Source organism: Escherichia sp. E2562 (assembly GCF_005781075.1).
Classification (GTDB): domain Bacteria; phylum Pseudomonadota; class Gammaproteobacteria; order Enterobacterales; family Enterobacteriaceae; genus Escherichia.
The window spans coordinates 38,572-60,155 of sequence record NZ_VATM01000002.1 but is presented as its reverse complement, the minus strand read 5'-3'; the positions used below and the strand labels follow the sequence as shown (position 1 = coordinate 60,155).

Sequence of the window (21,584 nt, the reverse complement as noted above, 5' to 3'; positions counted from 1 at the left end):
CTGGTGCCTTTATTGAATAAAGGCAGCTGTCAGGTGTGCGATTAATAAAAAGAGCGGGGTTTCATCATGTTTAATGAAGTCCATAGTATTCATGGTCATACATTACTGTTAATCACTAAACCTTCCTTGCAAGCGACTGCGTTATTGCAGCATTTAAAACAATCGCTGGCAATCACAGGAAAACTACATAACATTCAACGTTCTCTGGACGATATATCTTCTGGCTGCATTATTTTGTTGGATATGATGGAAGCAGATAAAAAACTCATCCATTACTGGCAAGATACATTAAGCAGAAAACACAACAACATCAAAACACTGTTGTTAAATACTCCAGACGATTACCCGTACCGCGACATTGAAAACTGGCCTCATATCAACGGTGTTTTTTACGCCCTGGAGGATCAAGAACGCGTCATCAATGGGTTGCAAGGCGTCTTACGCGGGGAATGCTACTTTACGCAAAAACTTGCCAGCTATCTGATTACACATTCAGGTAACTATCGTTATAACAGCACGGAATCTGCCCTCCTTACTCATAGGGAAAAAGAGATCCTTAATAAACTGCGTATCGGCGCCTCCAATAACGAGATTGCTCGTTCGCTGTTCATCAGCGAAAATACGGTTAAAACGCATCTTTATAATCTTTTCAAGAAGATAGCAGTCAAAAACCGGACTCAAGCAGTCTCATGGGCAAACGATAACCTCAGGCGATAAAGCCATGAAACGCTATTTATGCTGGATTGTAGCAGCGAATATTTTCTTCGCTGCGGGGAATGTTCACGCCGTAGAGGTAGAAGTACCGGGATTGTTAACTGACCATACTGTTTCATCCATTGGACATGATTTTTATCGTGCCTTTAGTGATAAATGGGAAAGTAGCTATACCGGGAACTTGACGATTAATGAAAGGCCCAGTGCACGATGGGGAAGCTGGATCACCATAACGGTAAATCAGGACGTTATTTTCCAGACTTTTTTATTCCCATTGAAAAGAGACTTCGAGAAAACTGTTGTCTTTGCACTGGCACAAACTGAAGAAGCACTGAACCGTCGACAGATTAGTCAGGCTTTACTGAGTACGGGCGATTTAGCGCCTGATGAATTTTAAATTAAATTGTCCGGAGGCTGCAATGCGTGTCAAACATGCAGTAATTCTACTCATGCTAATTTCGCCAATAAGTTGGGCCGGAAATATGACCTTCCAGTTCCGCAATCCTAATTTTGGTGGCAACCCCAATAATGGTGCTTTTTTACTAAACAGCGCCCAGGCACAGAACTCGTATAAAGACCCTAGCTATAATGATGACTTTGGTATTGAAACACCCTCGGCGTTAGATAACTTCACCCAGGCCATTCAGTCACAAATATTAGGTGGGCTGCTGACAAATATTAATACAGGTCAGCCAGGACGAATGGTGACTAACGAATATATCGTCGATATTGCCAACCGGGATGGTCAGCTGCAACTGAACGTAACCGATCGTAAAACGGGTCAAACGTCCACGATTCAGGTTTCGGGATTACAAAATAACTCAACCGATTTTTAAGCCCCAGCTTTGAAAGGAAAATAATATGCAGCGCTTATTTGTTTTGGTTGCAGTCATGTTGCTGAGTGGATGCTTAACCGCACCACCAAAAGAAGCCGCCAAGCCGACATTAATGCCTCGAGCTCAAAGCTACAAAGATTTAACCCATTTGCCTTCGCCAACGGGCAAAATCTTTGTCTCGGTATACAACATCCAGGATGAAACTGGACAATTTAAACCCTATCCGGCAAGTAACTTCTCCACCGCAGTTCCGCAAAGCGCGACCGCTATGTTGGTCACCGCATTGAAAGATTCGCGTTGGTTTGTACCGCTGGAGCGTCAGGGCCTACAAAACTTACTGAACGAACGTAAGATTATTCGTGCGGCACAGGAAAATGGCACCGTTGCGCTCAATAACCGGATCCCGCTACAGTCGCTGACGGCAGCCAATATCATGGTTGAAGGGTCGATTATTGGTTATGAAAGTAACGTGAAATCGGGCGGTGCCGGGGCGAGATACTTCGGTATTGGCGCCGATACGCAGTACCAACTTGACCAAATCGCGGTGAACTTGCGTGTCGTTAATGTCAGCACCGGTGAAATCCTGTCATCAGTGAACACCAGTAAGACCATTCTTTCCTATGAAGTCCAGGCCGGCGTCTTCCGCTTTATCGACTACCAGCGGCTACTGGAAGGGGAAGTAGGATATACCTCAAACGAACCCGTTATGCTATGCCTGATGTCGGCGATTGAAACCGGTGTTATCTTCCTGATTAATGATGGTATCGACCGCGGTCTGTGGGATTTGCAGAATAAAGCAGATCTGCAGAATGACATTCTGGTGAAATACCGCCATCTGTCAGTACCGCCGGAATCCTGATCCATAAAAAAGCCGGAGTATTAATCCGGCTTTTACGTATTCAATATAAAGCGTGATTCTCTCACGCTTTATTTTTTACTTGTTGCTCATGGTTAGCGGTCTTAGCACTGCGCGCCGCCAACCAAAGCCCACTGTTTTTCATCGCGTAACCAAACACCAGCCCAAGCGCCAGAGATGGCAATACCAGTTTCCAGTTTCCCTGCGCGGCAAACGTCGCACACGCACCGATAAATGTACCCGGAACAAATGACAGCAATAGCTGTTTGGCCTGAATACACATCAGGAAAGCGACAATGCCAGTCATGACATAGCCAACTATTTCCAGATGGGGTGCCAGCGCACTACCGTAAATAATGACCATTGCCCACACCACACCGCTAAGCAGCGTCGCAGCGGAGATCGCCAACCCTTTCAGGCCACCTTGCGGACAGGCAAAGTAGGCCGTGCAGCCAAGGAAACCCGCCCAGCTGAGTAAACCAAGGGAAACGGCCACCCATCCCCAGATACCGGAGAGAATGCCTGTTGTGATTGCAATAGAGAGAAGTATGTTCATGCCGCGAATGATAGCAGAAAACGCGGCCATGAATGAGATCGAGCACACATTTTATGCAACGTAGAGTTTGATGTTGCATTCATTAGTGATCACGATCACACTTATTCTTCTTTTTCTTCCTCAAGTTCATCCCACATTGCGCCGATAGCATCGCGGGTCAGTGGTGCCATAGTGCGCCAGAACGGCGTGGTTGCATGGGCCTCAATTTTACCGAGAAATGCGCCACACCACGGCAACAGATACTCGCTGAACAACGTTTCCAGAGCTTCGCTTTCATCTTCCGTTGACTGATCCTCCAGCCAGGAAGCCGCAAGCAGTAACGTGCCGATGTGATCGGCTGGCGTATCTGCTAACGGCATCCCGCGTTCTGAAAGAAAAGCACGCACTTCCGCTTCCGTCGCGCCCTCAACCCAGGCACTGCGGTAAGGCGGTACTGCACATTCATCGCCGATAAACAGCGCATTGTAATCGGCAGATACTTGCGCCATATCACAACTTTTCTGCAAGCGTGCCAGCAACTCATCCTGCTCCAGAGGCCAGCTCGCTGCCAATTTTCCCTCACGAATCAGGGTAAACAGCGGAACCAGTAAAGGGTCCTGCGGTTGGCGGTAATAAAGTGACCCCAGTACACGACACAGGATAGAAAACTCGTTCATTTATTTATTTCCATAAAAGCAATTAAAGTTCAGCAAATTCCGCAATCGGCGCCATACCGCGGGATTCCAGGAAGTTGAGTAAACGGCGCGGTGAAACATTCAAAATGCGTTCTTCTGGAAAATCAACCGCGTCAAGAATTTTACGACACTCTTCAAAATCACCCATAGTAAACGCGGTATGAGAATCCGAGCCTAATGCCACCCAACCGCCAGCATCGCGCACCGCAGCGGCAACTGCACGGCAGTTATCTTCACTGCCTTTGCGCGAGTGTAGGAAGGACGAATTATTGATTTCCAGCGCGACCTGGTGTTTCGCGGCTGCTTCCGCAACTGCTTTGAAATCAATGGAATATTTCGGATTGCCCGGATGGCTTATTATGTGCACATTGCCGCTGGCGATAGTCGCGATCATCGCTTGCGTATTGGTCGCTTCATCATGTGGTGCAAAAACCGGTTCATGAAAACCAGCAATGATTAAATCCAGCGACTCAAACATTTTGCCGCTACAGTCAATTTCACCGTCAACATTTTTAATGTTGGCTTCAATGCCGCGCAGGATCCCTACCCCATCAACCACTCGTGGCCAAATACGCATATTAATGAAATGCCAGTGATGCGGCGCATCTTCCATATCCGGGCCGTGATCGGTAATTGCAAAAAGCTTGATTCCCTTCTGTTTAGCCTGGGCAATGTAGTCACTTAATGTGCTGTATGCATGCGTGCTGGCAACGGTATGCATATGTAGGTCGACGGGATACATAACTCTCTCCTGTATTCAATTCTTGCCAAGGATAGCAGGAATCCTGGCGCTTTATTAGTAGCCTCGAACTCGGTCGACTTGCCCGCTGACAGCCTCACCTCTTTCTAGCTGGGAAATGGTGCGCGAAATATACTCCACTGCTTCGACGGGGCGAGTAATAGCTGCCACATGTGGCGTTATCGTGACGCGTGGATGTTGCCAGAGCGGGCTTTCCGGCGGTAAAGGTTCACGATTAAAAACATCCAGCATTGCTCCTTTAATCTTGCCACTTTCCAGCGCCGCGAGCAGGTCATCTTCCACCACATGGACGCCACGCGCCAGATTGAGAAGATACGCGCCATCTGGTAATTGATTGAATAATTGTTGATTAATAATGCCGACGGTTTCGGGCGTATTCGGTAACAGATTAATCAGTACCCGGCATTGACTCAGAAATGCCTTCAGCTCTTCGCCTCCAGCAAAGCTTTGTACATCTGGCCAGGATTTACGACTGCGACTCCAGCAACGCAGCGGAAAGCGCCATGTTTGTAGACTCTGTGCGACTTTACTGCCCAACACGCCAGCGCCCAGGATGCCAATTGTAAAATCTTCCCGATGATATTCAGGCAGCGGTTGCCAGTGTGAAGCATTTTGCTGGATTCGATAATCGTCAAAACGTCGGAACCAATGTAGCACCTGGCTGACAGCATATTCCTGCATTTGCTCGCCCATACCGGTATCTTCCAGGCGGAAAAGCGGAATGGAGGGTTTAAGCATTTCAGGGTGTGCCTGTAGTTTACTCAATATAGAATCCACACCGGCGCCTAGTGCAAACACAGCTTTAAGATCGCGTCCTGCCAGCATTTCAACTGGAGGATGCCAGACTAACGCATAATCCGCGCCCTGGTTATCTCCGTTTTTCCAGGCTCTGACCCTGGCATGAGGTATCGCTTTACTCAGCGCCTCAATCCACCATTTTGAGTCAAAGGTTGGGTGATAAAAGATGATATCCATATTGGCTCCCGAAAAGAGTTGAGCGGAATTTATTCGCGCTTATTGTTATGATCTGCAAGGAACATCAGAATAGCAAATCTGCTGTCGGTGGCAAAAAAAGCGAAACTTGCTTATTTAAGCCGCAAATTGATTGAAGTTTGAATAAACGCACTTTTTTTTAAAAAAGTTTGTTGACCCGAGGCGACTATTTCCCTAAATTAGCGCCCGTTCCAGCAAGACAGGAACAACAATTTGGTGAGGTGTCCGAGTGGCTGAAGGAGCACGCCTGGAAAGTGTGTATACGGCAACGTATCCGGGGTTCGAATCCCCGCCTCACCGCCATATTTAAAGAAGAGCTCGTACGAAAGTACGGGCTTTTTTTTCGCATATTGCACAACCTGGCGGGGATGAGAAGCCCGGACCGGGTTCGACAACTGGCGACAGCCAGTTGGACAGACCGCGAACGTAGTGAGCGGGCTGCCCGCAGGGCGAGCGAAGCGAGTCAATCCCCGCCTCACCGCCATATTTTAAAGAAGAGCTCGTACGAAAGTACGGGCTTTTTTTTCGCATGTTGCACAGCCTGGCGGGGATGAGAAGCCCGGACCCGGGTTCGACAACTGGCGACAGCCAGTTGGACAGACCGTGAACGCAGTGAACGGGCTGCCCGCAGGGCGACGAGGAATTTCCCAACATAGTCTCCTGTTGCGTTCAGAAAGGATGAGGTAAGCGATACCTTGTTTTGCAAAATCATTTTTGCATTAGATAATACCGAAATAATATTTATTATTTACCAAGGCAAAAGCTGAATATAAATGTACAAAGTGATTCAATTCTAACTATTGTGGGTAAATGGATGGGAGTATCCTTTAATAACAGACAGCATGACTATGCTCTTCTGAAGCGAGCACAAGACAAAAGAGGTTCCGATATTGCTTTAGGAACTCTTGATACAAAAGATCCTGATGCTGATACTCACCTGCTTCTTGTTGAAGCAAAATAAATCTTAACTCTTACGAAACAGGTTGGCATTCAGGCACTCCAGACTCGCATATGTTCATGATCTACAAACAAAGACTCAAGATGTCATATCTGCGATGAATTCTACAAATTCTAAAATGGAGGATAAAGCATGAACTTAACTGAAATTTCAAAAGAAATTGAAAAATTGAAATACCATATAAGTATCCTTGGTGACATAATCGATTACCATAATCATCCTGTGGAGTCATTAACTATTTCAATGGATTGGAATGAAAAAAACATTAATCGTACACATGATATATTTGAAAAATACGATGAAAAATTAAGCAACAATGAAAAATTAAAATGGTATGAATTTGAAAACGACTTAAAAGATGAACTCGATATTGAATACCAAATGGTAAAACAAGTTATTCTTGCTTTTTACAAAAACCATCAGTGGACAGATGTTTGTTATCAATATGCGCTGAGTTTTGGCCCCAACATACCTGCCGAGTTTTACCAAATTATTCGCCACAATAACTGATTGTTTATCTGGTAGTAGGCTAAATCTATTACCAGATAAATGCTTTTGTTCATAATCATTTATTTATCAACTAATCTAATGCACAAATTGATATGGCGTTGATTCGGGCGATGAGGCAGTAAATTACATACGATATTAATAATAATCTTGCGCATGTATTAATATCCATAAGTATAGTTTTCATAATAAATCAATTTAAGGATAGAACCATGTATAATACAAAGCGGATTGCCTGGCGTGCATATAAAAAAGGGTATCATACAGGGGAGACTATAAAATGGTTTTCATATTTTCACTCAATTCTTACTGGAGCCTGCTTTACCTTTTTTATTGGGCTTTTTAGTGTACCCCCTGTTAATATCTCCAATAGTTTTCCGCTATGGTGGGCTACGTTAGGTTTCGCAATATCAACATTACTGAACACAGGCTTCTCATTATTTTACATATTCGCAAGTGACGAAAGGGAATTCATTTTTGAGCTACACTCATATAGTAAAGTCGGTAATTTATTGATTATTACTTCATTAGCACTACCAGTAATTTCATTTATAATGTTACTTTTTTATTACTCCACACATATTGGCGTAATTATTTTATTTGTCACGGCCATCATTTTATTGATAATAAAAAGAATGTTTTCAGAGATAAAATCAACAAAGGATAAAATAGAAAAGAGAAAATTATGGTCAATTGAAAATGATAAGTTTGATGATTATGATACAATATGTGAACAATATGACTTTCCAATTTTCACACCAGAAGAACAAACCCAGAGAAACATTGAGTTTTATTTCATTATAAAAATATGTAAAATCATAAAAAATTTTCAAGACAACAATCCTCAAATCGACAACATGGATAATATTGACTTTTTTAATAGCGAATTGCTCAACATTCTTCATGAAATGTATAACAGCATAAATTTCCACCCTGGAATTTTATCAAAAAAATCAAAGGAATTGATTTTATTAACCATGACTGACAACAATGAATTGAACAAGGAAAAAATCGCAGAAGAACTAACAAAACTGAATGAATATATTGATAACAGACTTTATTATTTAAAATAGCTATCTTGCATTGCAACTAAACCGGCTGTAGGTAGTTTCAGATAAATTTGCACTCCGGGCATACACATCAAAAACAAAGCCCGGTTAGCCCGGGCTCTGCGCTTGTAATACACTTAACTATAGGCATGTAGCGTACGTTGGCAAAGAGCCGAACGTACGCAATCATTTTTGCCGAACCGGACGATCCCGACCATTTCATCTTCTTCGAAACGTTCCAGTGCGTCACTTAATCCAGAGCGCACGCCGCGAGGCAGATCGCATTGCGTGATATCACCATTGACGATAACCGTTACGTTTTCCCCGAGGCGGGTTAAAAACATTTTCATTTGCGCGGCAGTCACATTCTGCGCCTCGTCAAGAATGACAACTGCATTTTCAAAGGTACGTCCACGCATATAGGCGAACGGCGCGATTTCCACCTTCCCTATTTCCGGTCGCAGGCAATACTGCATAAAGGAAGCCCCCAGGCGCCGGACCAGCACGTCATAGACCGGACGAAAATAGGGAGCAAACTTTTCTGCGATATCCCCAGGTAAGAAGCCAAGATCTTCATCGGCTTGCAAAACTGGACGGGTGACGATGATCCTGTCGACATCCTTATGTATCAGGGCCTCTGCCGCTTTTGCCGCACTGATCCAGGTTTTACCGCACCCGGCTTCGCCCGTAGCGAATATCAGCTGCTTACTCTCAATAGCCTTCAGATAGTGCAATTGCGCTTCATTTCGCGCCACGATTGGCGAAGTATCGCGACTGTCGCGGGCCATACCAATGGCTTCTACGCCGCTCATCTGCACAAGCGAGGTGACCGATTCTTCTTCACGCTGTTTATGGCTGCGTGAATCCCGTCTCAGCACACGTTTTGCTTCGCGACGAGCTTTGATCACTGCTTTTTGTCTTCCCATGGAGAGCACCTTGAGTTGTTTGTATTCATCACACGCGCCGTTGGCAGCGCGATTATGCGCACGAACATCAGAGGGTTGGCTTCCTTGTAAGCCATAGTTTGCTTTTGGAAATAACACCGAAAACGGCTACGCGCACCGTTCACGGCGTCGGTAACACAAGAAAAGGGAGGAAGTGAGTAAAAATACAGAGTGACGAAGTTGCTACCGGAGGAGAAATCTCCGCGTTTGGTCGAGCGTTGATTGTCAAAAACATGTCCAGTGCAGGACGTTACCATCCGCGATCTCCATAGTGACTGACTATCACTGCCGGGAACTACCGCTGTTACTTAATAAGTACAACAGTTTTCGCATTCATTGCAACAATATTTTTACTTACATTTAACCATAAAACACCATTTCAGTGACATCACTTTCTACTGGAAAGATGACAGAGTGATGACAGTGATGAAAAAAGCTGTGTGCTTTCAGCAGGATTTGCAGTACTGGTAAGATGTACCTTGTGTTTGCCGGATGCGGCGTAAACGCCTTATTCGGCCTACCGAGCCAGCACCGATTGTAGGCCTGATAAGATGCGCCAGCATCGCATCAGGCATCAGTGCACGAACGCCGGATGCGACGAACTCCTTATCCGCCTAAAAACATTAAACCTGCAATAGCGCCCTTCCCAGGTAATCATTCGCGTCCTTCACCCCCGGCAACGCATAAAAATAACCGCCGCCGATAGGTTTGACGTATTCCTCCAGCGCTTCGCCATTGAGCCTTTTTTGTACTGTCAGGAAGCCCTTTTCCAGATCGTGTTGGTAGCAGACAAACAATAACCCCATATCCAGTTGCCCGGAGTTGGTGACGCCCAACGAATAACTGTAGCCACGACGCAGCATCAGACTGGACTCACTCTCCGCCGTGCGGGGATTCGCCAGACGAATATGGCTGTCCAGCGCAATCACCTTCCCTTCCGGATCGCTGGCGTAATCCGGCACATCGTGCTCATGCTTCATCCCCAGCGGCGCACCGGTTTGCTTATCACGACCAAAAATCGTCTGCTGTTCTTTCAGCGGCGTTCTGTCCCAAAATTCCACTCGAAACTGAATCAAGCGCACCGCCTGGTAGCTGCCGCCGATAGCCCACGTAGGCTCCTGCTGATCTGCCGTGACCCACACCACTTTTTGCATCAACTTATCATTCTGGCTGTCGGGATTGGCAGTGCCGTCTTTAAAGCCCAGCAAATTTATCGGCGTCTCTTTGCCTTTACTACGCGCCGCGTGATCGGAAATAAACCCTTCCCGCTTCCAGCGCACACTGAGCAAATCCGGCGTGTGTTTGATGATATCGCGCAGCGCATGGATCACCGTGTCCTGGGTGTTGGCGCAAATTTGTAGCAACACATCACCATGACATAACGCCGCATCAAGCGAGTCGTTGGGGAAACGCGTCATCTTCTGCAACTTTTTCGGCATCTGCGGCGCAAGCCCAAACCGTTCATCAAACAATGAGTGGCCCACCGATAACGTGATGGTGAGATTATCGGGCGCAATGTAGTCGCCAAGAATGCCGGAATCGAGTGGTGGCAGGCGCGGATTTGGTGTTTCTGGTGCCGCTCCGCCCTTAGTCAGAAAAGCAAAACGCTGAGTCAACAAGCGAAACAATCGTTCAAGATCGGCTTTATCGCTGGCAAGCATATCAAACGCCACCAGCATCATTGCGGCCTGTTGTGGCGTCAGGATCCCTGCCTGATGCTCACCGTAAAACGGCTGTTTCTCATTACGTGCATCCGGTGAAAGCGTACCCGGCGCACTTTGCGTTTTTTGTGCATGAGCGACCGGACAACTTCCCGCCAGCGCCAGCGCACCAATCCCTTTCAATAAACGTCGGCGTGACAGTTCATTCACGCCGTTTTCATCTTCATACTGCATAACGCTTAGTCCAGCCCCAGCACACCGCGAAGTTGCGCCAGATCTTCCGCCAGCGCAGTAATCGGCCCTTTCAGCGCGTTACGGTCGGCGTCGGTCAGCTTGTCGTAGGTTTCAAAACCGTCTTTGGTACGGTATTTCGCCAGAATGGTATCGACCTTTTTGAAGTTAGCATCGACTTTTGCCAGCAGCTCCGGGTTGGCTTTTTGCAGTTGTGGACGCAGCAGATCGACAATTTTCTGCGAGCCTTCAACGTTAGCCTGGAAGTCCCACAGATCGGTGTGGCTGTAGCGATCTTCTTCACCGCTGATTTTGCTGGCTGCCACTTCCTCAATCAGTCCGGCTGCGCCGCCGACCACTTTTGAAGGTGGGAAAGCCAGTTCACTGATGCGTTTTTGCAAATCGACCACATCGGTATAAAGCTGGTCAGCGTACGTATCCATCCCTTTGGTGGTGTTGTCGCCAAACAATGCTTTTTCCAGACGGTGGAAACCGGTGAATTTTGGATCGGCGGCTTTTTGCTCGTAATCATCTTCACGGGCGTCAATGCTGCCATCCAGATCGGAGAACAGTTCAGCAATCGGTTCGATGCGCTCATAGTGCTGACGCGTCGGCGCATACAGTGCTTTCGCTTTTTCGATATCGCCTGCTTTGATGGCGTCGGTAAAGGCTTTAGTGTCGGTCACCAGCTGCGTGGTTTCTGCCATGACATACGCTTTATATGCAGTAATTGCACCACCAAGACTTAACAGCGCATCACTTTGCGCCGCATCCGCCGTTGCCTCGCCTTTGACGATCAACTTCCCTTTCGGGTTAGTCAGCAGACCGCAGGTCATATCGTATTCGCCAGGCTGTAAATTCGCCGTCATTTTCTGGCTAAAGCCAGGGGCGATATTTTCCCGCTCTTCCACTACCATTACGCCTTTAAGGATCTCCCACTCCAGCGCCTTCTGGCTGTGGTTCTGAATGATAAATTGCGTTTTCCCGGCGTTAACCGTAATGGACATCGGTTCGCACTGCTTATCCGTCACGGTCACTTTGACCTGCGGCACATCAGCGGCGTTAGCCATAAAAGCAGAAGAAAACAGCGCAGCCACGCTCAACTGCAATGCGTTACGGCGGAAGTTAATGGTCATGACGAGACTATCCCTTTAAAGTATGTTGTAACTAAGCAAGAGTTTGCGTCGTATTCGTTATGCGGAGCGAGACGCTGTCGCCCCTGCACGTGGTGGCAGAGCAAATGCCACCAGCGCCGGGATGAGATAAATAAACCAGACGGCGACTTCGCTGACGCTCGGCGCTTCCTGATAGCCAAAAATCCCTTCCATTAGCGTGCCGAATAGCGAGTGAGTTGAGAGCACCGCGCTCATATCGAAGGCGATTTCCTGAAAGTGGTTCCACAGGCCAGCTTCATGAAATGCGCGAATGGCACCAGCTGCCAGCCCTGCGGCGACGAAGAGAATAAACAGGCTGGTCCATTTGAAAAATGCGCCGAGATTAAGACGAATACCGCCCCAGTAGAGCAGGAAGCCGAGCACCACGGCAGTAGCAAGACCGAGCATTGCACCCAGCGGCGGCCAAATCCCGACATCTTGTTGAAATGCCGCCAGCAGGAAAAAGACCGACTCCAGCCCCTCCCTTGCTACGGCAAAAAAGACCATCATCACCAGCGCCCAGCCATGATGATTTCCACGCTGCAATGCGCTATCGACTGCCTGTTCCAGTTGCACTTTGACATTGCGCGACACTTTGCGCATCCAGAAAACCATCCAGGTGAGGATCACCACAGCGATCACTGCCACGATACCTTCAAACAGTTCCTGTTCTTTTTGCGGGAATTCGCCGGTAGTTTCGTTAATGAAGATACCCAAGCCCAGGCACAACGCAGCGGCAAGCAACACGCCAATCCACATGACACCAATCCACCGGCCTCGCTGGGTACGCTTAAGATAGCTGGCAATCAAACTGACAATCAGCGCGGCTTCAAGTCCTTCGCGCAACATAATGAGAAACGGAACAAACATGCCACCACCCTTAAACGTTTTTCTGAGTCAATCTATGCAAAGAAAAGTAAATCGCAGTGATAGCGATTATCATTACGCTAAAGAAAAATACAAGCAGAATGTTTATAAAATGATGTTGGAATGTAAACAAAGAGAGGTAATGCCCGGGATATAAACGATTATTCCAGGGTAGAAAGATGGGATTGTTTACAACGAGCCATGTGTTCTTGCCAGATGCCGCGTAAACGCCTTATCCGGCAAGAACCACACAACTATTTTAATGCTGCGCAACACGCTGCTGAAGCCAAACAAAACCGCCGCAGGCTAAGTCCCTTAGCTTTCCTGCAACCGTGACGGCGGCGCTGAATGATAGTGCGCATCGGCCTCGGCAAAGCGTTTTTGCATCGCCGCTGACGGCGCTTTACCCAGCAAACTGAACACCACAATTCCAATGCTACCAAAGATAAAGCCCGGAATAATTTCGTACAGTCCCAGCCAGCCGAACTGCTTCCAGACGATAACCGTCAGCGCACCGATGATCATCCCCGCCAGCGCACCGTTGCGCGTCATGCGTGACCACATCACCGAGAACAGCACCACCGGACCAAACGCCGCGCCAAAGCCTGCCCACGCGTAGCTCACTAAGCCCAGCACGCGGTTTTCCGGGTTTGCCGCCAGCGCAATCGCCACCAGCGCCACTACCAGCACCATCACACGCCCTACCCACACCAGCTCTTTCTGGCTGGCATGTTTACGCAGAAACGCTTTGTATAAATCTTCGGTAATCGCACTGGAGCACACCAGCAACTGGCAGCTTAAGGTTGACATCACCGCCGCCAGAATCGCCGACAGCAGAATCCCGGCAATCCACGGGTTAAACAGAATTTGCGCCAGTTCGATAAACACACGCTCGGCGTTCTGATTTACCGCACCCGCCAACGCCGGATGATCGTTAAAGTAAGCAATCCCAAAGAAGCCAACAGCCACCGCCCCTGCCAGGCAGAGGATCATCCAGGTCATACTGATACGACGCGCATGGACAATGCTGTGGTGAGAATCTGCTGCCATAAAACGCGCCAGAATGTGCGGCTGCCCGAAGTACCCCAGACCCCAGCCCATCAGCGAGATAATGGCAACAAAGTTCAGCCCTTTGAGCATATCAACGTTTTCGATGCTCTTTTGTTTGATCACTTCCAGCGAGTCGCCAAACCCACCGACACTGATAATGACGATAACCGGCGTCAGGATCAGGGCAAAAATCATCAGGCTGGCCTGTACAGTGTCAGTCCAGCTCACCGCCAGGAAACCGCCAATAAAGGTGTAAAGGATCGTCGCCACAGCTCCCGCCCACAGAGCCGTTTCGTAGCTCATGCCGAAGGTGCTTTCAAACAGGCGCGCGCCTGCCACAATGCCCGAAGCGCAATAAATGGTGAAGAACAGCAAAATAACCAGCGCGGAGATAATGCGCAAAATGCGGCTTTTATCTTCAAAGCGCCCGGTGAAATAATCCGGCAGAGTTAAGGCGTTATTATTGTATTCGGTATGAACACGCAACCGCCCGGCCACCAGCTTCCAGTTGATCCACGCGCCTAATGTCAGGCCGATGGCGATCCAGCTCTCGGAAATCCCGGAAAGAAAAACAGCGCCTGGCAACCCCATTAACAGCCAGCCGCTCATATCCGACGCACCCGCCGATAATGCCGTCACGAATGGCCCAAGGCTACGACCGCCCAGAATATAGTCGTCAAAGTTTTTGGTTGATCGCCAGGCGATAAACCCAATCAATATCATGCCAAAGATATAGACACAAAATGTCACCAACATCGGTGTGCTAATAGCCATCTAAAGTCTCCAAAAATTATTATCGGCAATGTCGAAACTTGCCGTTATATCTGCCACCGGAACGGGGTAACAGAGTTTATGTTTTACCAGGGCGACCGTATCCTGCCGGAAGTGCTGGTTATTCACAATCGATTTAACACATCATTTACATCAAATTTTGTTGCCCAGCGATACTATTTTTCATCAGGTTGCACTTCCTCACATTTTTCGCGGTTGCACCTTTCAAAAGTGTTAACTGCCGCAGAGAAAAAGTCTGAGTTATTTTTTTAATCCCTGTCATATCGATTTCTTTTATTAACATTTCATTCATTTTTAAGCTTGCTACGCAGGTCACATTTAACATGGTTGCACAAAGTTGCAACATAATGGATATTTCACGATAACGTTAAGTTGCACTTTTCAGAACAACAGGAGCAATGGCATGGGAACCACCACCATGGGGGTTAAGCTGGACGACGCGACGCGTGAGCGTATTAAGTCTGCCGCGACACGTATCGATCGCACACCGCACTGGTTAATTAAGCAGGCGATTTTTTCTTATCTTGAACAACTGGAAAATAGCGATACCTTGCCGGAGCTGCCTGCACTGCTTTCTGGCGCAGCCAATGAGAGCGATGAAGCGCCGAATCCGGCAGAGGAACCACACCAGCCTTTCCTCGACTTTGCCGAGCAAATTTTGCCCCAGTCGGTTTCCCGCGCCGCTATCACCGCGGCCTATCGCCGCTCGGAAACCGAAGCGGTTTCTATGCTGCTGGAACAAGCTCGCCTGCCGCAGTCAGTTGCCGAACAGGCGCACAAACTGGCGTATCAACTGGCCGATAAACTGCGTAATCAAAAAAACGCCAGTGGTCGCGCAGGTATGGTTCAGGGGTTATTGCAGGAGTTTTCGCTGTCATCGCAGGAAGGCGTGGCGCTGATGTGTCTGGCGGAAGCGTTGTTGCGTATTCCCGACAAAGCCACCCGTGATGCGTTAATTCGCGACAAAATCAGCAACGGTAACTGGCAGTCACACATTGGTCGTAGCCCGTCTTTGTTTGTTAATGCCGCCACCTGGGGGCTGCTGTTTACCGGCAAACTGGTTTCTACCCATAACGAAGCCAGCCTCTCCCGCTCGCTAAATCGCATTATCGGTAAAAGCGGTGAACCGCTGATCCGCAAAGGTGTGGATATGGCGATGCGCCTGATGGGCGAGCAGTTCGTCACGGGTGAGACCATCGCGGAAGCGTTAGCCAATGCCCGCAAGCTGGAAGAGAAAGGTTTCCGTTACTCTTACGATATGCTGGGCGAAGCCGCGCTGACTGCCGCGGACGCGCAAGCGTATATGGTTTCCTATCAGCAGGCGATTCACGCCATTGGTAAAGCATCCAATGGTCGTGGCATCTATGAAGGTCCGGGCATTTCAATCAAGCTGTCGGCGCTGCATCCGCGCTACAGCCGCGCCCAGTATGACCGGGTAATGGAAGAGCTGTACCCGCGTCTGAAATCATTAACCCTGCTGGCGCGTCAATACGATATTGGTATTAACATTGATGCCGAAGAGGCCGACCGTCTGGAGATCTCCCTCGATCTGCTGGAAAAACTCTGTTTCGAGCCAGAACTGGCAGGCTGGAACGGTATCGGTTTTGTTATTCAAGCTTATCAAAAACGCTGCCCGCTGGTGATTGACTACCTGATTGATCTCGCAACCCGCAGCCGTCGTCGTCTGATGATTCGCCTGGTGAAAGGCGCGTACTGGGATAGTGAAATCAAGCGTGCGCAGATGGACGGCCTTGAAGGTTATCCGGTTTATACCCGCAAGGTGTATACCGACGTTTCTTATCTCGCCTGTGCGAAAAAGCTGCTGGCGGTGCCGAATTTAATCTACCCGCAGTTCGCGACGCACAACGCCCATACGCTGGCGGCAATTTATCAACTGGCGGGTCAAAACTACTACCCGGGTCAGTACGAGTTCCAGTGCCTGCACGGTATGGGCGAGCCACTGTATGAGCAGGTCACCGGGAAAGTTGCCGACGGCAAACTTAACCGTCCGTGTCGTATTTATGCTCCGGTTGGCACACATGAAACGCTGTTGGCGTATCTGGTGCGCCGCCTGCTGGAAAACGGTGCTAACACCTCGTTTGTTAACCGTATTGCCGACACCTCTTTGCCACTGGATGAACTGGTCGCCGATCCGGTCACTGCGGTAGAAAAATTGGCGCAACAGGAAGGGCAAACTGGATTACCGCATCCGAAAATTCCCCTGCCGCGCGATCTTTACGGTCATGGGCGCGACAACTCGGCAGGGCTGGATCTCGCTAACGAACACCGTCTGGCCTCGCTCTCTTCTGCCCTGCTCAATAGTGCACTGCAAAAATGGCAGGCCTTGCCAATGCTGGAACAACCGGTAGCGGCGGGTGAGATGTCGCCCGTTATTAACCCGGCGGAACCGAAAGATATTGTGGGCTATGTGCGTGAAGCCACGCCGCGTGAAGTGGAACAGGCGCTGGAAAGTGCGGTTAATAAGGCGCCAATCTGGTTTGCCACTCCTCCGGCTGAACGCGCGGCGATTTTGCATCGCGCTGCCGTGCTGATGGAAAGCCAGATGCAGCAACTGATTGGTATTCTGGTGCGTGAAGCCGGAAAAACCTTCAGTAACGCCATTGCCGAAGTGCGCGAAGCGGTTGATTTTCTCCACTACTACGCCGGACAGGTGCGGGATGATTTCGCTAACGAAACCCACCGTCCATTAGGGCCTGTGGTGTGTATCAGTCCGTGGAACTTCCCGCTGGCTATTTTCACCGGGCAGATTGCTGCCGCACTGGCGGCAGGTAACAGCGTACTGGCAAAACCGGCAGAACAAACGCCGCTGATTGCTGCGCAAGGGATCGCCATTTTGCTGGAAGCGGGTGTACCGCCAGGCGTAGTGCAATTGCTGCCAGGTCAGGGGGAAACCGTGGGTGCGCAACTGACGGGTGATAATCGCGTGCGCGGGGTGATGTTTACCGGTTCAACCGAAGTCGCTACGTTACTGCAACGCAATATCGCCAGCCGCCTGGACGCTCAGGGGCGCCCTATTCCGCTCATCGCTGAAACCGGCGGCATGAACGCGATGATTGTCGATTCCTCCGCCCTGACCGAACAAGTAGTAATAGATGTGCTGGCCTCGGCCTTCGACAGTGCGGGTCAGCGTTGTTCGGCACTGCGCGTGCTGTGCCTGCAAGATGAGATTGCCGACCACACGTTGAAAATGCTGCGCGGCGCAATGGCCGAATGCCGGATGGGTAATCCGGGTCGCCTGACCACGGATATCGGTCCGGTGATTGATAGCGAAGCGAAAGCCAATATCGAGCGTCATATTCAGACCATGCGTAGCAAAGGCCGTCCGGTGTTCCAGGCTGTTCGGGAAGACAGTGAAGATGCCCGTGAATGGCAAAGCGGCACCTTTGTCGCCCCGACGCTTATCGAACTGGATGACTTTGCCGAATTGCAAAAAGAGGTCTTTGGACCGGTGCTGCATGTGGTGCGTTATAACCGTAACCAGCTGCCGGAACTGATCGAGCAGATTAACGCTTCCGGCTATGGCCTGACGCTTGGCGTCCATACGCGTATTGATGAAACCATCGCCCAGGTCACTGGCTCGGCCCATGTCGGCAACCTGTACGTTAACCGTAATATGGTGGGCGCGGTGGTTGGGGTGCAACCGTTCGGCGGCGAAGGGTTGTCCGGCACCGGGCCGAAAGCTGGCGGTCCGCTCTATCTCTACCGTCTGCTGGCGAATCGCCCGGAAAGCGCGCTGGCGGTGACGCTCGCGCGTCAGGATGCAGAGTATCCGGTCGATGCCCAGTTGAAAACCGCATTGACTCAGCCGCTGAATGCACTGCGGGAATGGGCGGCAAACCGTCCAGAATTGCAGGCGTTATGTACGCAATATGGCGAGCTGGCGCAGGCAGGAACACAACGATTGCTGCCAGGGCCGACGGGTGAACGCAACACCTGGACGCTGCTGCCGCGTGAGCGCGTATTGTGTATCGCGGATGATGAACAGGATGCGCTGACTCAGCTTGCCGCCGTGCTGGCGGTGGGCAGCCAGGTACTGTGGCCGGATGACGCGCTGCATCGTCAGTTAGTGAAGGCATTGCCATCGGCAGTCAGCGAACGTATTCAACTGGCGAAAGCGGAAAATATAACCGCTCAACCGTTTGATGCGGTGATCTTCCACGGTGATTCGGATCAGCTTCGCGCATTGTGTGAAGCAGTTGCCGCGCGGGATGGCGCAATTGTTTCGGTGCAGGGTTTTGCCCGTGGCGAAAGCAATATCCTGCTGGAACGGCTGTATATCGAGCGTTCGCTGAGTGTGAATACCGCTGCCGCTGGCGGTAACGCCAGCTTAATGACTATAGGTTAAACAGGTAGCCGGAGGATGTTACAACCTCCTCCGGCATCTTTAACGTGGTCGAATCCCCTCAATAATAATCCGCTGCACGTTTTCAACCGTTTGATTGAAAAATACCTCATCGCGCAACGTCGCGCCTGTCACCGCCTCCACCTGAGGGGCAAAATCGGCGTAATGTTGAGTGGAAGCCCAGATCATAAAAATCAAATGCTGCGGGTCAATCGGCGCGAGTTTGCCACTCTTGACCCAGCCTGCAATCAGCGCTGATTTCTCATCAATTAACGCCTTCAAATCGCCCGTCAGTTCATCCATTAACAGCGGCGCACCTGCCAGCATCTCCATACAGAACAGGCGCGAAGCCTGCGGATAATCGCGGGAGACTTCCAGCTTCAGACGAATGTACTCTTTGATCGCCGCCAGCGGGGCGAAATCTTCACGAAACGCCTTTAACGGCGCCAACCAGATATCGAGAATTTGCCGCAGCACGGCAATATACAGTGCCTCTTTCGACGGGAAGTAATACAGCAGATTGGTTTTAGAAACGCCCGCCAACTCTGCAATTTGCTCCAGCCTTGTGCCGTGAAAACCGAATTGCGAAAAAGTGTCCAGTGCCGCGCTAAGAATCGCTTTTTTCTTCGCGCTCACTGCGCGCGAACGTTTACCCGTTGTTTTCACTGCGCCTTGCGTCATGCGCTCTCCCCTCTTGTAGATTAGCAACAGGATAGCAAAACCCCCGTCTGGCCTCGACCTTCTGCACTCTCATCGCGCACGAACGCATGTTTTATGTGCAACTGTTTTGACCGTTTAGTCCACTTTTTACCAGTCATTTTCAACAACCAAACATTAATACATTAATAACATTGAATTTTTAAAAACTGGCATCCGCTTTGCCAACAAGCCATTACGCGGCTGAAAAGGATATGCAGGATGCAGCGCCCCGTCTGACTTTCACGTTATTGTTTTTCTTTATTACTGGCGGACACGTCCCCAGTTATCTCGGTTCCAGCGCGGCTTTTGTTGGCGTGGTGATTGCCGCAACGGGCTTTAACGGTCAGGGGATTAACCCGAATATCAGCATCGCGCTGGGCGGTTTTACGTTGGGAGGGATCGGTACAGCAACTTTTGGCGCGATTTTACTCAATGCGTTGTTAAGCAGAAAGTTGGTTGACGTTCCACCGCCAGAAGTTGTTCATCAGGAGCCATAAACAGAAAACCGCCGGGATTACCCGGCGGTGCAGATTGTTGACAACGTACGCATTGTTCATGCCGGATGCGACGTAAACGCCTTATCCGGCCTACAAAACAGTGCAAATTCAATATATTGCAATCTTCTGGTAGGCCTGATAAGCATCGCGCATCAGGCAAGCTTACATTTGTCATCAGTATCAACCGCCGGGGTAACCGGCGGTGATGGCTTTTTGACGAGCTAGAGACAAAAATGCATTCGTCATTGATTAGCCCGGCTAGTTGTCGCTTTTGCCGTGACTGCTCTTGCCACCTTTTTTACCTGCTTCAGATGCGCGCTGCGGGTCATTTTTGAAATTACCCCCGCTGTGCTGTCCACCTTTTTTACCTGCTTCTGATGCTCTTTCGCGGTCTTCTGCAAAATTACCTGAACCGCCTCGATGGTTTGCCATTACTGACCTCCGTCTTGATGTAGACATCATATTGCATTGCATAAGATTAACGCGGCGTATGGCGGTGCCATATTTTCGCTACGTGGGACTAAGCTTAGTGAACTGACGCGGGTGGACCCGCGTTTGGTAATATCCTGCAACAGGTTCTGAGCGAGAATAGATATCATTTCCAATAATTATCCATAAGCCTCTCTTATGATTAAAAAAACGCTATGGGATAAAAATGTATCATTTTGCGACAAATTTACGCGCTTGTGAAAGTTGTTATAAATCAAATAAGTGGTTGTGAAATTTGCACTCTGAAAAGGACGTCTTATCTTTAAAAGAGTGGTAGCGAATCGCTACGGAATAGAGATAACACGAGGAGTGGTTAGAAATGGCTAAAGTTCTGGTGCTTTATTATTCCATGTACGGACATATCGAAACGATGGCGCGCGCAGTCGCTGAAGGCGCAAGCAAAGTCGATGGCGCAGAAGTTGTTGTTAAGCGTGTACCGGAAACCATGCAGCCGCAATTATTCGAAAAAGCAGGCGGTAAAACGCAAACTGCACCCGTTGCAACTCCGCAAGAACTGGCCGATTACGACGCCATTATTTTTGGTACGCCAACCCGCTTTGGCAATATGTCCGGGCAAATGCGTACCTTCCTCGACCAGACTGGCGGCCTGTGGGCTTCTGGCGCATTGTACGGAAAACTGGCGAGCGTCTTTAGCTCTACCGGCACCGGCGGCGGTCAGGAACAAACCATCACATCCACCTGGACGACACTTGCGCACCACGGCATGGTGATTGTCCCTATTGGCTACGCAGCGCAGGAACTTTTTGACGTCTCGCAGGTTCGCGGCGGAACGCCGTACGGCGCAACCACCATTGCAGGCGGTGACGGTTCACGCCAACCCAGCCAGGAAGAGTTGTCTATCGCACGTTATCAGGGGGAATATGTCGCTGGTCTGGCAGTTAAACTTAACGGCTAATCTTCAACAGGAGGATAC

General features: G+C 49.4%; 20 protein-coding genes, 1 tRNA gene and 1 pseudogene. 10 read left to right on the top strand and 12 right to left on the bottom strand.

What is annotated here, in order from left to right; translation table 11 throughout:
• The first annotated feature begins 66 nt into the window (after nt 1-66).
• The 4 genes from csgD to csgG are packed head-to-tail and all read left to right on the top strand — an operon-like array spanning nt 67 to nt 2,409.
• On the top strand, nt 67-717 hold the full coding sequence (gene csgD, locus FEK43_RS02025; RefSeq protein ID WP_064528493.1) for a biofilm master transcriptional regulator CsgD: 651 nt from the start codon (nt 67-69) through the stop codon (nt 715-717).
• Between the two features lie 4 nt (nt 718-721).
• On the top strand, nt 722-1,111 hold the full coding sequence (csgE, locus tag FEK43_RS02020; RefSeq protein ID WP_130205465.1) for a curli production assembly/transport protein CsgE: 390 nt from the start codon (nt 722-724) through the stop codon (nt 1,109-1,111).
• 22 nt (nt 1,112-1,133) lie between these two features.
• Nucleotides 1,134-1,550 (top strand): curli production assembly/transport protein CsgF, encoded by a 417-nt coding sequence (gene csgF / locus FEK43_RS02015; RefSeq protein ID WP_130205464.1) that lies wholly within the window; start codon nt 1,134-1,136, stop codon nt 1,548-1,550.
• A 25-nt stretch (nt 1,551-1,575) separates the two neighbouring features.
• The gene (gene csgG / locus FEK43_RS02010) at nt 1,576-2,409 is read left to right on the top strand and encodes a curli production assembly/transport protein CsgG (RefSeq protein ID WP_130205462.1); all 834 of its coding nucleotides are present in this window, start codon (nt 1,576-1,578) and stop codon (nt 2,407-2,409) included.
• Between the two features lie 61 nt (nt 2,410-2,470).
• On the opposite strand, the gene FEK43_RS02005 is transcribed toward csgG, so the two are convergent.
• From FEK43_RS02005 to ghrA, 4 genes are all read right to left on the bottom strand, one after another.
• Nucleotides 2,471-2,962 (bottom strand): DUF1097 domain-containing protein, encoded by a 492-nt coding sequence (locus FEK43_RS02005; protein WP_130205460.1) that lies wholly within the window; start codon nt 2,960-2,962, stop codon nt 2,471-2,473.
• Between the two features lie 101 nt (nt 2,963-3,063).
• Nucleotides 3,064-3,618, bottom strand: coding sequence for a molecular chaperone YcdY (gene ycdY, locus FEK43_RS02000; RefSeq protein ID WP_130205458.1), 555 nt, complete (start codon nt 3,616-3,618; stop codon nt 3,064-3,066).
• A 22-nt stretch (nt 3,619-3,640) separates the two neighbouring features.
• Complete coding sequence (gene ycdX / locus FEK43_RS01995; protein WP_130205456.1) at nt 3,641-4,378, bottom strand: zinc-binding phosphatase; 738 nt, start codon at nt 4,376-4,378, stop codon at nt 3,641-3,643.
• Between the two features lie 54 nt (nt 4,379-4,432).
• Nucleotides 4,433-5,371 carry a glyoxylate/hydroxypyruvate reductase GhrA gene (gene ghrA, locus FEK43_RS01990; protein WP_130205454.1) on the bottom strand — a complete coding sequence of 313 codons (939 nt, stop codon included), beginning with the start codon at nt 5,369-5,371 and terminating at the stop codon, nt 4,433-4,435.
• 233 nt (nt 5,372-5,604) lie between these two features.
• Between ghrA and FEK43_RS01985 the strand changes: the two genes are divergently transcribed.
• From FEK43_RS01985 to FEK43_RS01975, 3 genes are all read left to right on the top strand, one after another.
• Nucleotides 5,605-5,692 (top strand) — tRNA-Ser (locus tag FEK43_RS01985).
• A gap of 787 nt (nt 5,693-6,479) precedes the next feature.
• Nucleotides 6,480-6,857, top strand: coding sequence for a DUF1878 family protein (locus FEK43_RS01980; RefSeq protein ID WP_130205450.1), 378 nt, complete (start codon nt 6,480-6,482; stop codon nt 6,855-6,857).
• A gap of 209 nt (nt 6,858-7,066) precedes the next feature.
• The gene (locus FEK43_RS01975) at nt 7,067-7,927 is read left to right on the top strand and encodes a hypothetical protein (protein ID WP_138158415.1); all 861 of its coding nucleotides are present in this window, start codon (nt 7,067-7,069) and stop codon (nt 7,925-7,927) included.
• 113 nt (nt 7,928-8,040) lie between these two features.
• On the opposite strand, the gene phoH is transcribed toward FEK43_RS01975, so the two are convergent.
• From phoH to FEK43_RS01945, 6 genes are all read right to left on the bottom strand, one after another.
• Entirely contained in the window at nt 8,041-8,829 is a 789-nt protein-coding gene (phoH, locus tag FEK43_RS01970) for a phosphate starvation-inducible protein PhoH (RefSeq protein WP_167850467.1), read from the bottom strand.
• A 641-nt stretch (nt 8,830-9,470) separates the two neighbouring features.
• Nucleotides 9,471-10,742 carry an iron uptake transporter deferrochelatase/peroxidase subunit gene (gene efeB / locus FEK43_RS01965; RefSeq protein ID WP_135406364.1) on the bottom strand — a complete coding sequence of 424 codons (1,272 nt, stop codon included), beginning with the start codon at nt 10,740-10,742 and terminating at the stop codon, nt 9,471-9,473.
• A 5-nt stretch (nt 10,743-10,747) separates the two neighbouring features.
• On the bottom strand, nt 10,748-11,875 hold the full coding sequence (gene efeO, locus FEK43_RS01960) for an iron uptake system protein EfeO (protein ID WP_130205442.1): 1,128 nt from the start codon (nt 11,873-11,875) through the stop codon (nt 10,748-10,750).
• Between the two features lie 57 nt (nt 11,876-11,932).
• Nucleotides 11,933-12,763, bottom strand: coding sequence for an iron uptake transporter permease EfeU (gene efeU / locus FEK43_RS01955; protein ID WP_000497942.1), 831 nt, complete (start codon nt 12,761-12,763; stop codon nt 11,933-11,935).
• A 312-nt stretch (nt 12,764-13,075) separates the two neighbouring features.
• The gene (gene putP / locus FEK43_RS01950; protein WP_113409538.1) at nt 13,076-14,584 is read right to left on the bottom strand and encodes a sodium/proline symporter PutP; all 1,509 of its coding nucleotides are present in this window, start codon (nt 14,582-14,584) and stop codon (nt 13,076-13,078) included.
• Nucleotides 14,585-14,729: 145 nt separating this feature from the next.
• On the bottom strand, nt 14,730-14,948 hold the full coding sequence (locus tag FEK43_RS01945; protein WP_135406361.1) for a hypothetical protein: 219 nt from the start codon (nt 14,946-14,948) through the stop codon (nt 14,730-14,732).
• A 57-nt stretch (nt 14,949-15,005) separates the two neighbouring features.
• Between FEK43_RS01945 and putA the strand changes: the two genes are divergently transcribed.
• Nucleotides 15,006-18,968: a trifunctional transcriptional regulator/proline dehydrogenase/L-glutamate gamma-semialdehyde dehydrogenase gene (putA, locus tag FEK43_RS01940; RefSeq protein ID WP_135406359.1), complete on the top strand. Its 3,963-nt coding sequence runs from the start codon at nt 15,006-15,008 to the stop codon at nt 18,966-18,968.
• Between the two features lie 39 nt (nt 18,969-19,007).
• Here the strand turns inward: putA and rutR are convergent, their stop codons facing one another.
• Entirely contained in the window at nt 19,008-19,646 is a 639-nt protein-coding gene (gene rutR / locus FEK43_RS01935; RefSeq protein WP_000191701.1) for an HTH-type transcriptional regulator RutR, read from the bottom strand.
• 260 nt (nt 19,647-19,906) lie between these two features.
• On the opposite strand from rutR, the pseudogene FEK43_RS22940 reads away from it, so the two are divergent.
• A pseudogene (locus tag FEK43_RS22940) lies at nt 19,907-20,161 on the top strand (solute carrier family 23 protein); the annotation flags it as partial.
• A gap of 258 nt (nt 20,162-20,419) precedes the next feature.
• On the opposite strand, the gene FEK43_RS01925 reads toward FEK43_RS22940, so the two are convergent.
• A complete protein-coding gene (locus FEK43_RS01925; protein ID WP_001273658.1) occupies nt 20,420-20,593 on the bottom strand; it encodes a general stress protein in 174 nt (57 codons plus the stop codon).
• A gap of 376 nt (nt 20,594-20,969) precedes the next feature.
• On the opposite strand from FEK43_RS01925, the gene wrbA reads away from it, so the two are divergent.
• Entirely contained in the window at nt 20,970-21,566 is a 597-nt protein-coding gene (gene wrbA / locus FEK43_RS01920) for an NAD(P)H:quinone oxidoreductase (protein ID WP_001151442.1), read from the top strand.
• Nucleotides 21,567-21,584: the final 18 nt, after the last annotated feature.

What these genes read in the sequence shown, in the direction of transcription:
- csgD (WP_064528493.1), top strand. Translation starts at nt 67, where the DNA reads ATGTTTAATGAAGTCCATAGTATTCATGGTCATACATTACTGTTAATC.
- csgE (WP_130205465.1), top strand. Translation starts at nt 722, where the DNA reads ATGAAACGCTATTTATGCTGGATTGTAGCAGCGAATATTTTCTTCGCT.
- csgF (WP_130205464.1), top strand. Translation starts at nt 1,134, where the DNA reads ATGCGTGTCAAACATGCAGTAATTCTACTCATGCTAATTTCGCCAATA.
- csgG (WP_130205462.1), top strand. Translation starts at nt 1,576, where the DNA reads ATGCAGCGCTTATTTGTTTTGGTTGCAGTCATGTTGCTGAGTGGATGC.
- FEK43_RS02005 (WP_130205460.1), bottom strand. Translation starts at nt 2,962, where the DNA reads ATGAACATACTTCTCTCTATTGCAATCACAACAGGCATTCTCTCCGGT.
- ycdY (WP_130205458.1), bottom strand. Translation starts at nt 3,618, where the DNA reads ATGAACGAGTTTTCTATCCTGTGTCGTGTACTGGGGTCACTTTATTAC.
- ycdX (WP_130205456.1), bottom strand. Translation starts at nt 4,378, where the DNA reads ATGTATCCCGTCGACCTACATATGCATACCGTTGCCAGCACGCATGCA.
- ghrA (WP_130205454.1), bottom strand. Translation starts at nt 5,371, where the DNA reads ATGGATATCATCTTTTATCACCCAACCTTTGACTCAAAATGGTGGATT.
- FEK43_RS01980 (WP_130205450.1), top strand. Translation starts at nt 6,480, where the DNA reads ATGAACTTAACTGAAATTTCAAAAGAAATTGAAAAATTGAAATACCAT.
- FEK43_RS01975 (WP_138158415.1), top strand. Translation starts at nt 7,067, where the DNA reads ATGTATAATACAAAGCGGATTGCCTGGCGTGCATATAAAAAAGGGTAT.
- phoH (WP_167850467.1), bottom strand. Translation starts at nt 8,829, where the DNA reads ATGGGAAGACAAAAAGCAGTGATCAAAGCTCGTCGCGAAGCAAAACGT.
- efeB (WP_135406364.1), bottom strand. Translation starts at nt 10,742, where the DNA reads ATGCAGTATGAAGATGAAAACGGCGTGAATGAACTGTCACGCCGACGT.
- efeO (WP_130205442.1), bottom strand. Translation starts at nt 11,875, where the DNA reads ATGACCATTAACTTCCGCCGTAACGCATTGCAGTTGAGCGTGGCTGCG.
- efeU (WP_000497942.1), bottom strand. Translation starts at nt 12,763, where the DNA reads ATGTTTGTTCCGTTTCTCATTATGTTGCGCGAAGGACTTGAAGCCGCG.
- putP (WP_113409538.1), bottom strand. Translation starts at nt 14,584, where the DNA reads ATGGCTATTAGCACACCGATGTTGGTGACATTTTGTGTCTATATCTTT.
- FEK43_RS01945 (WP_135406361.1), bottom strand. Translation starts at nt 14,948, where the DNA reads ATGTTGCAACTTTGTGCAACCATGTTAAATGTGACCTGCGTAGCAAGC.
- putA (WP_135406359.1), top strand. Translation starts at nt 15,006, where the DNA reads ATGGGAACCACCACCATGGGGGTTAAGCTGGACGACGCGACGCGTGAG.
- rutR (WP_000191701.1), bottom strand. Translation starts at nt 19,646, where the DNA reads ATGACGCAAGGCGCAGTGAAAACAACGGGTAAACGTTCGCGCGCAGTG.
- FEK43_RS01925 (WP_001273658.1), bottom strand. Translation starts at nt 20,593, where the DNA reads ATGGCAAACCATCGAGGCGGTTCAGGTAATTTTGCAGAAGACCGCGAA.
- wrbA (WP_001151442.1), top strand. Translation starts at nt 20,970, where the DNA reads ATGGCTAAAGTTCTGGTGCTTTATTATTCCATGTACGGACATATCGAA.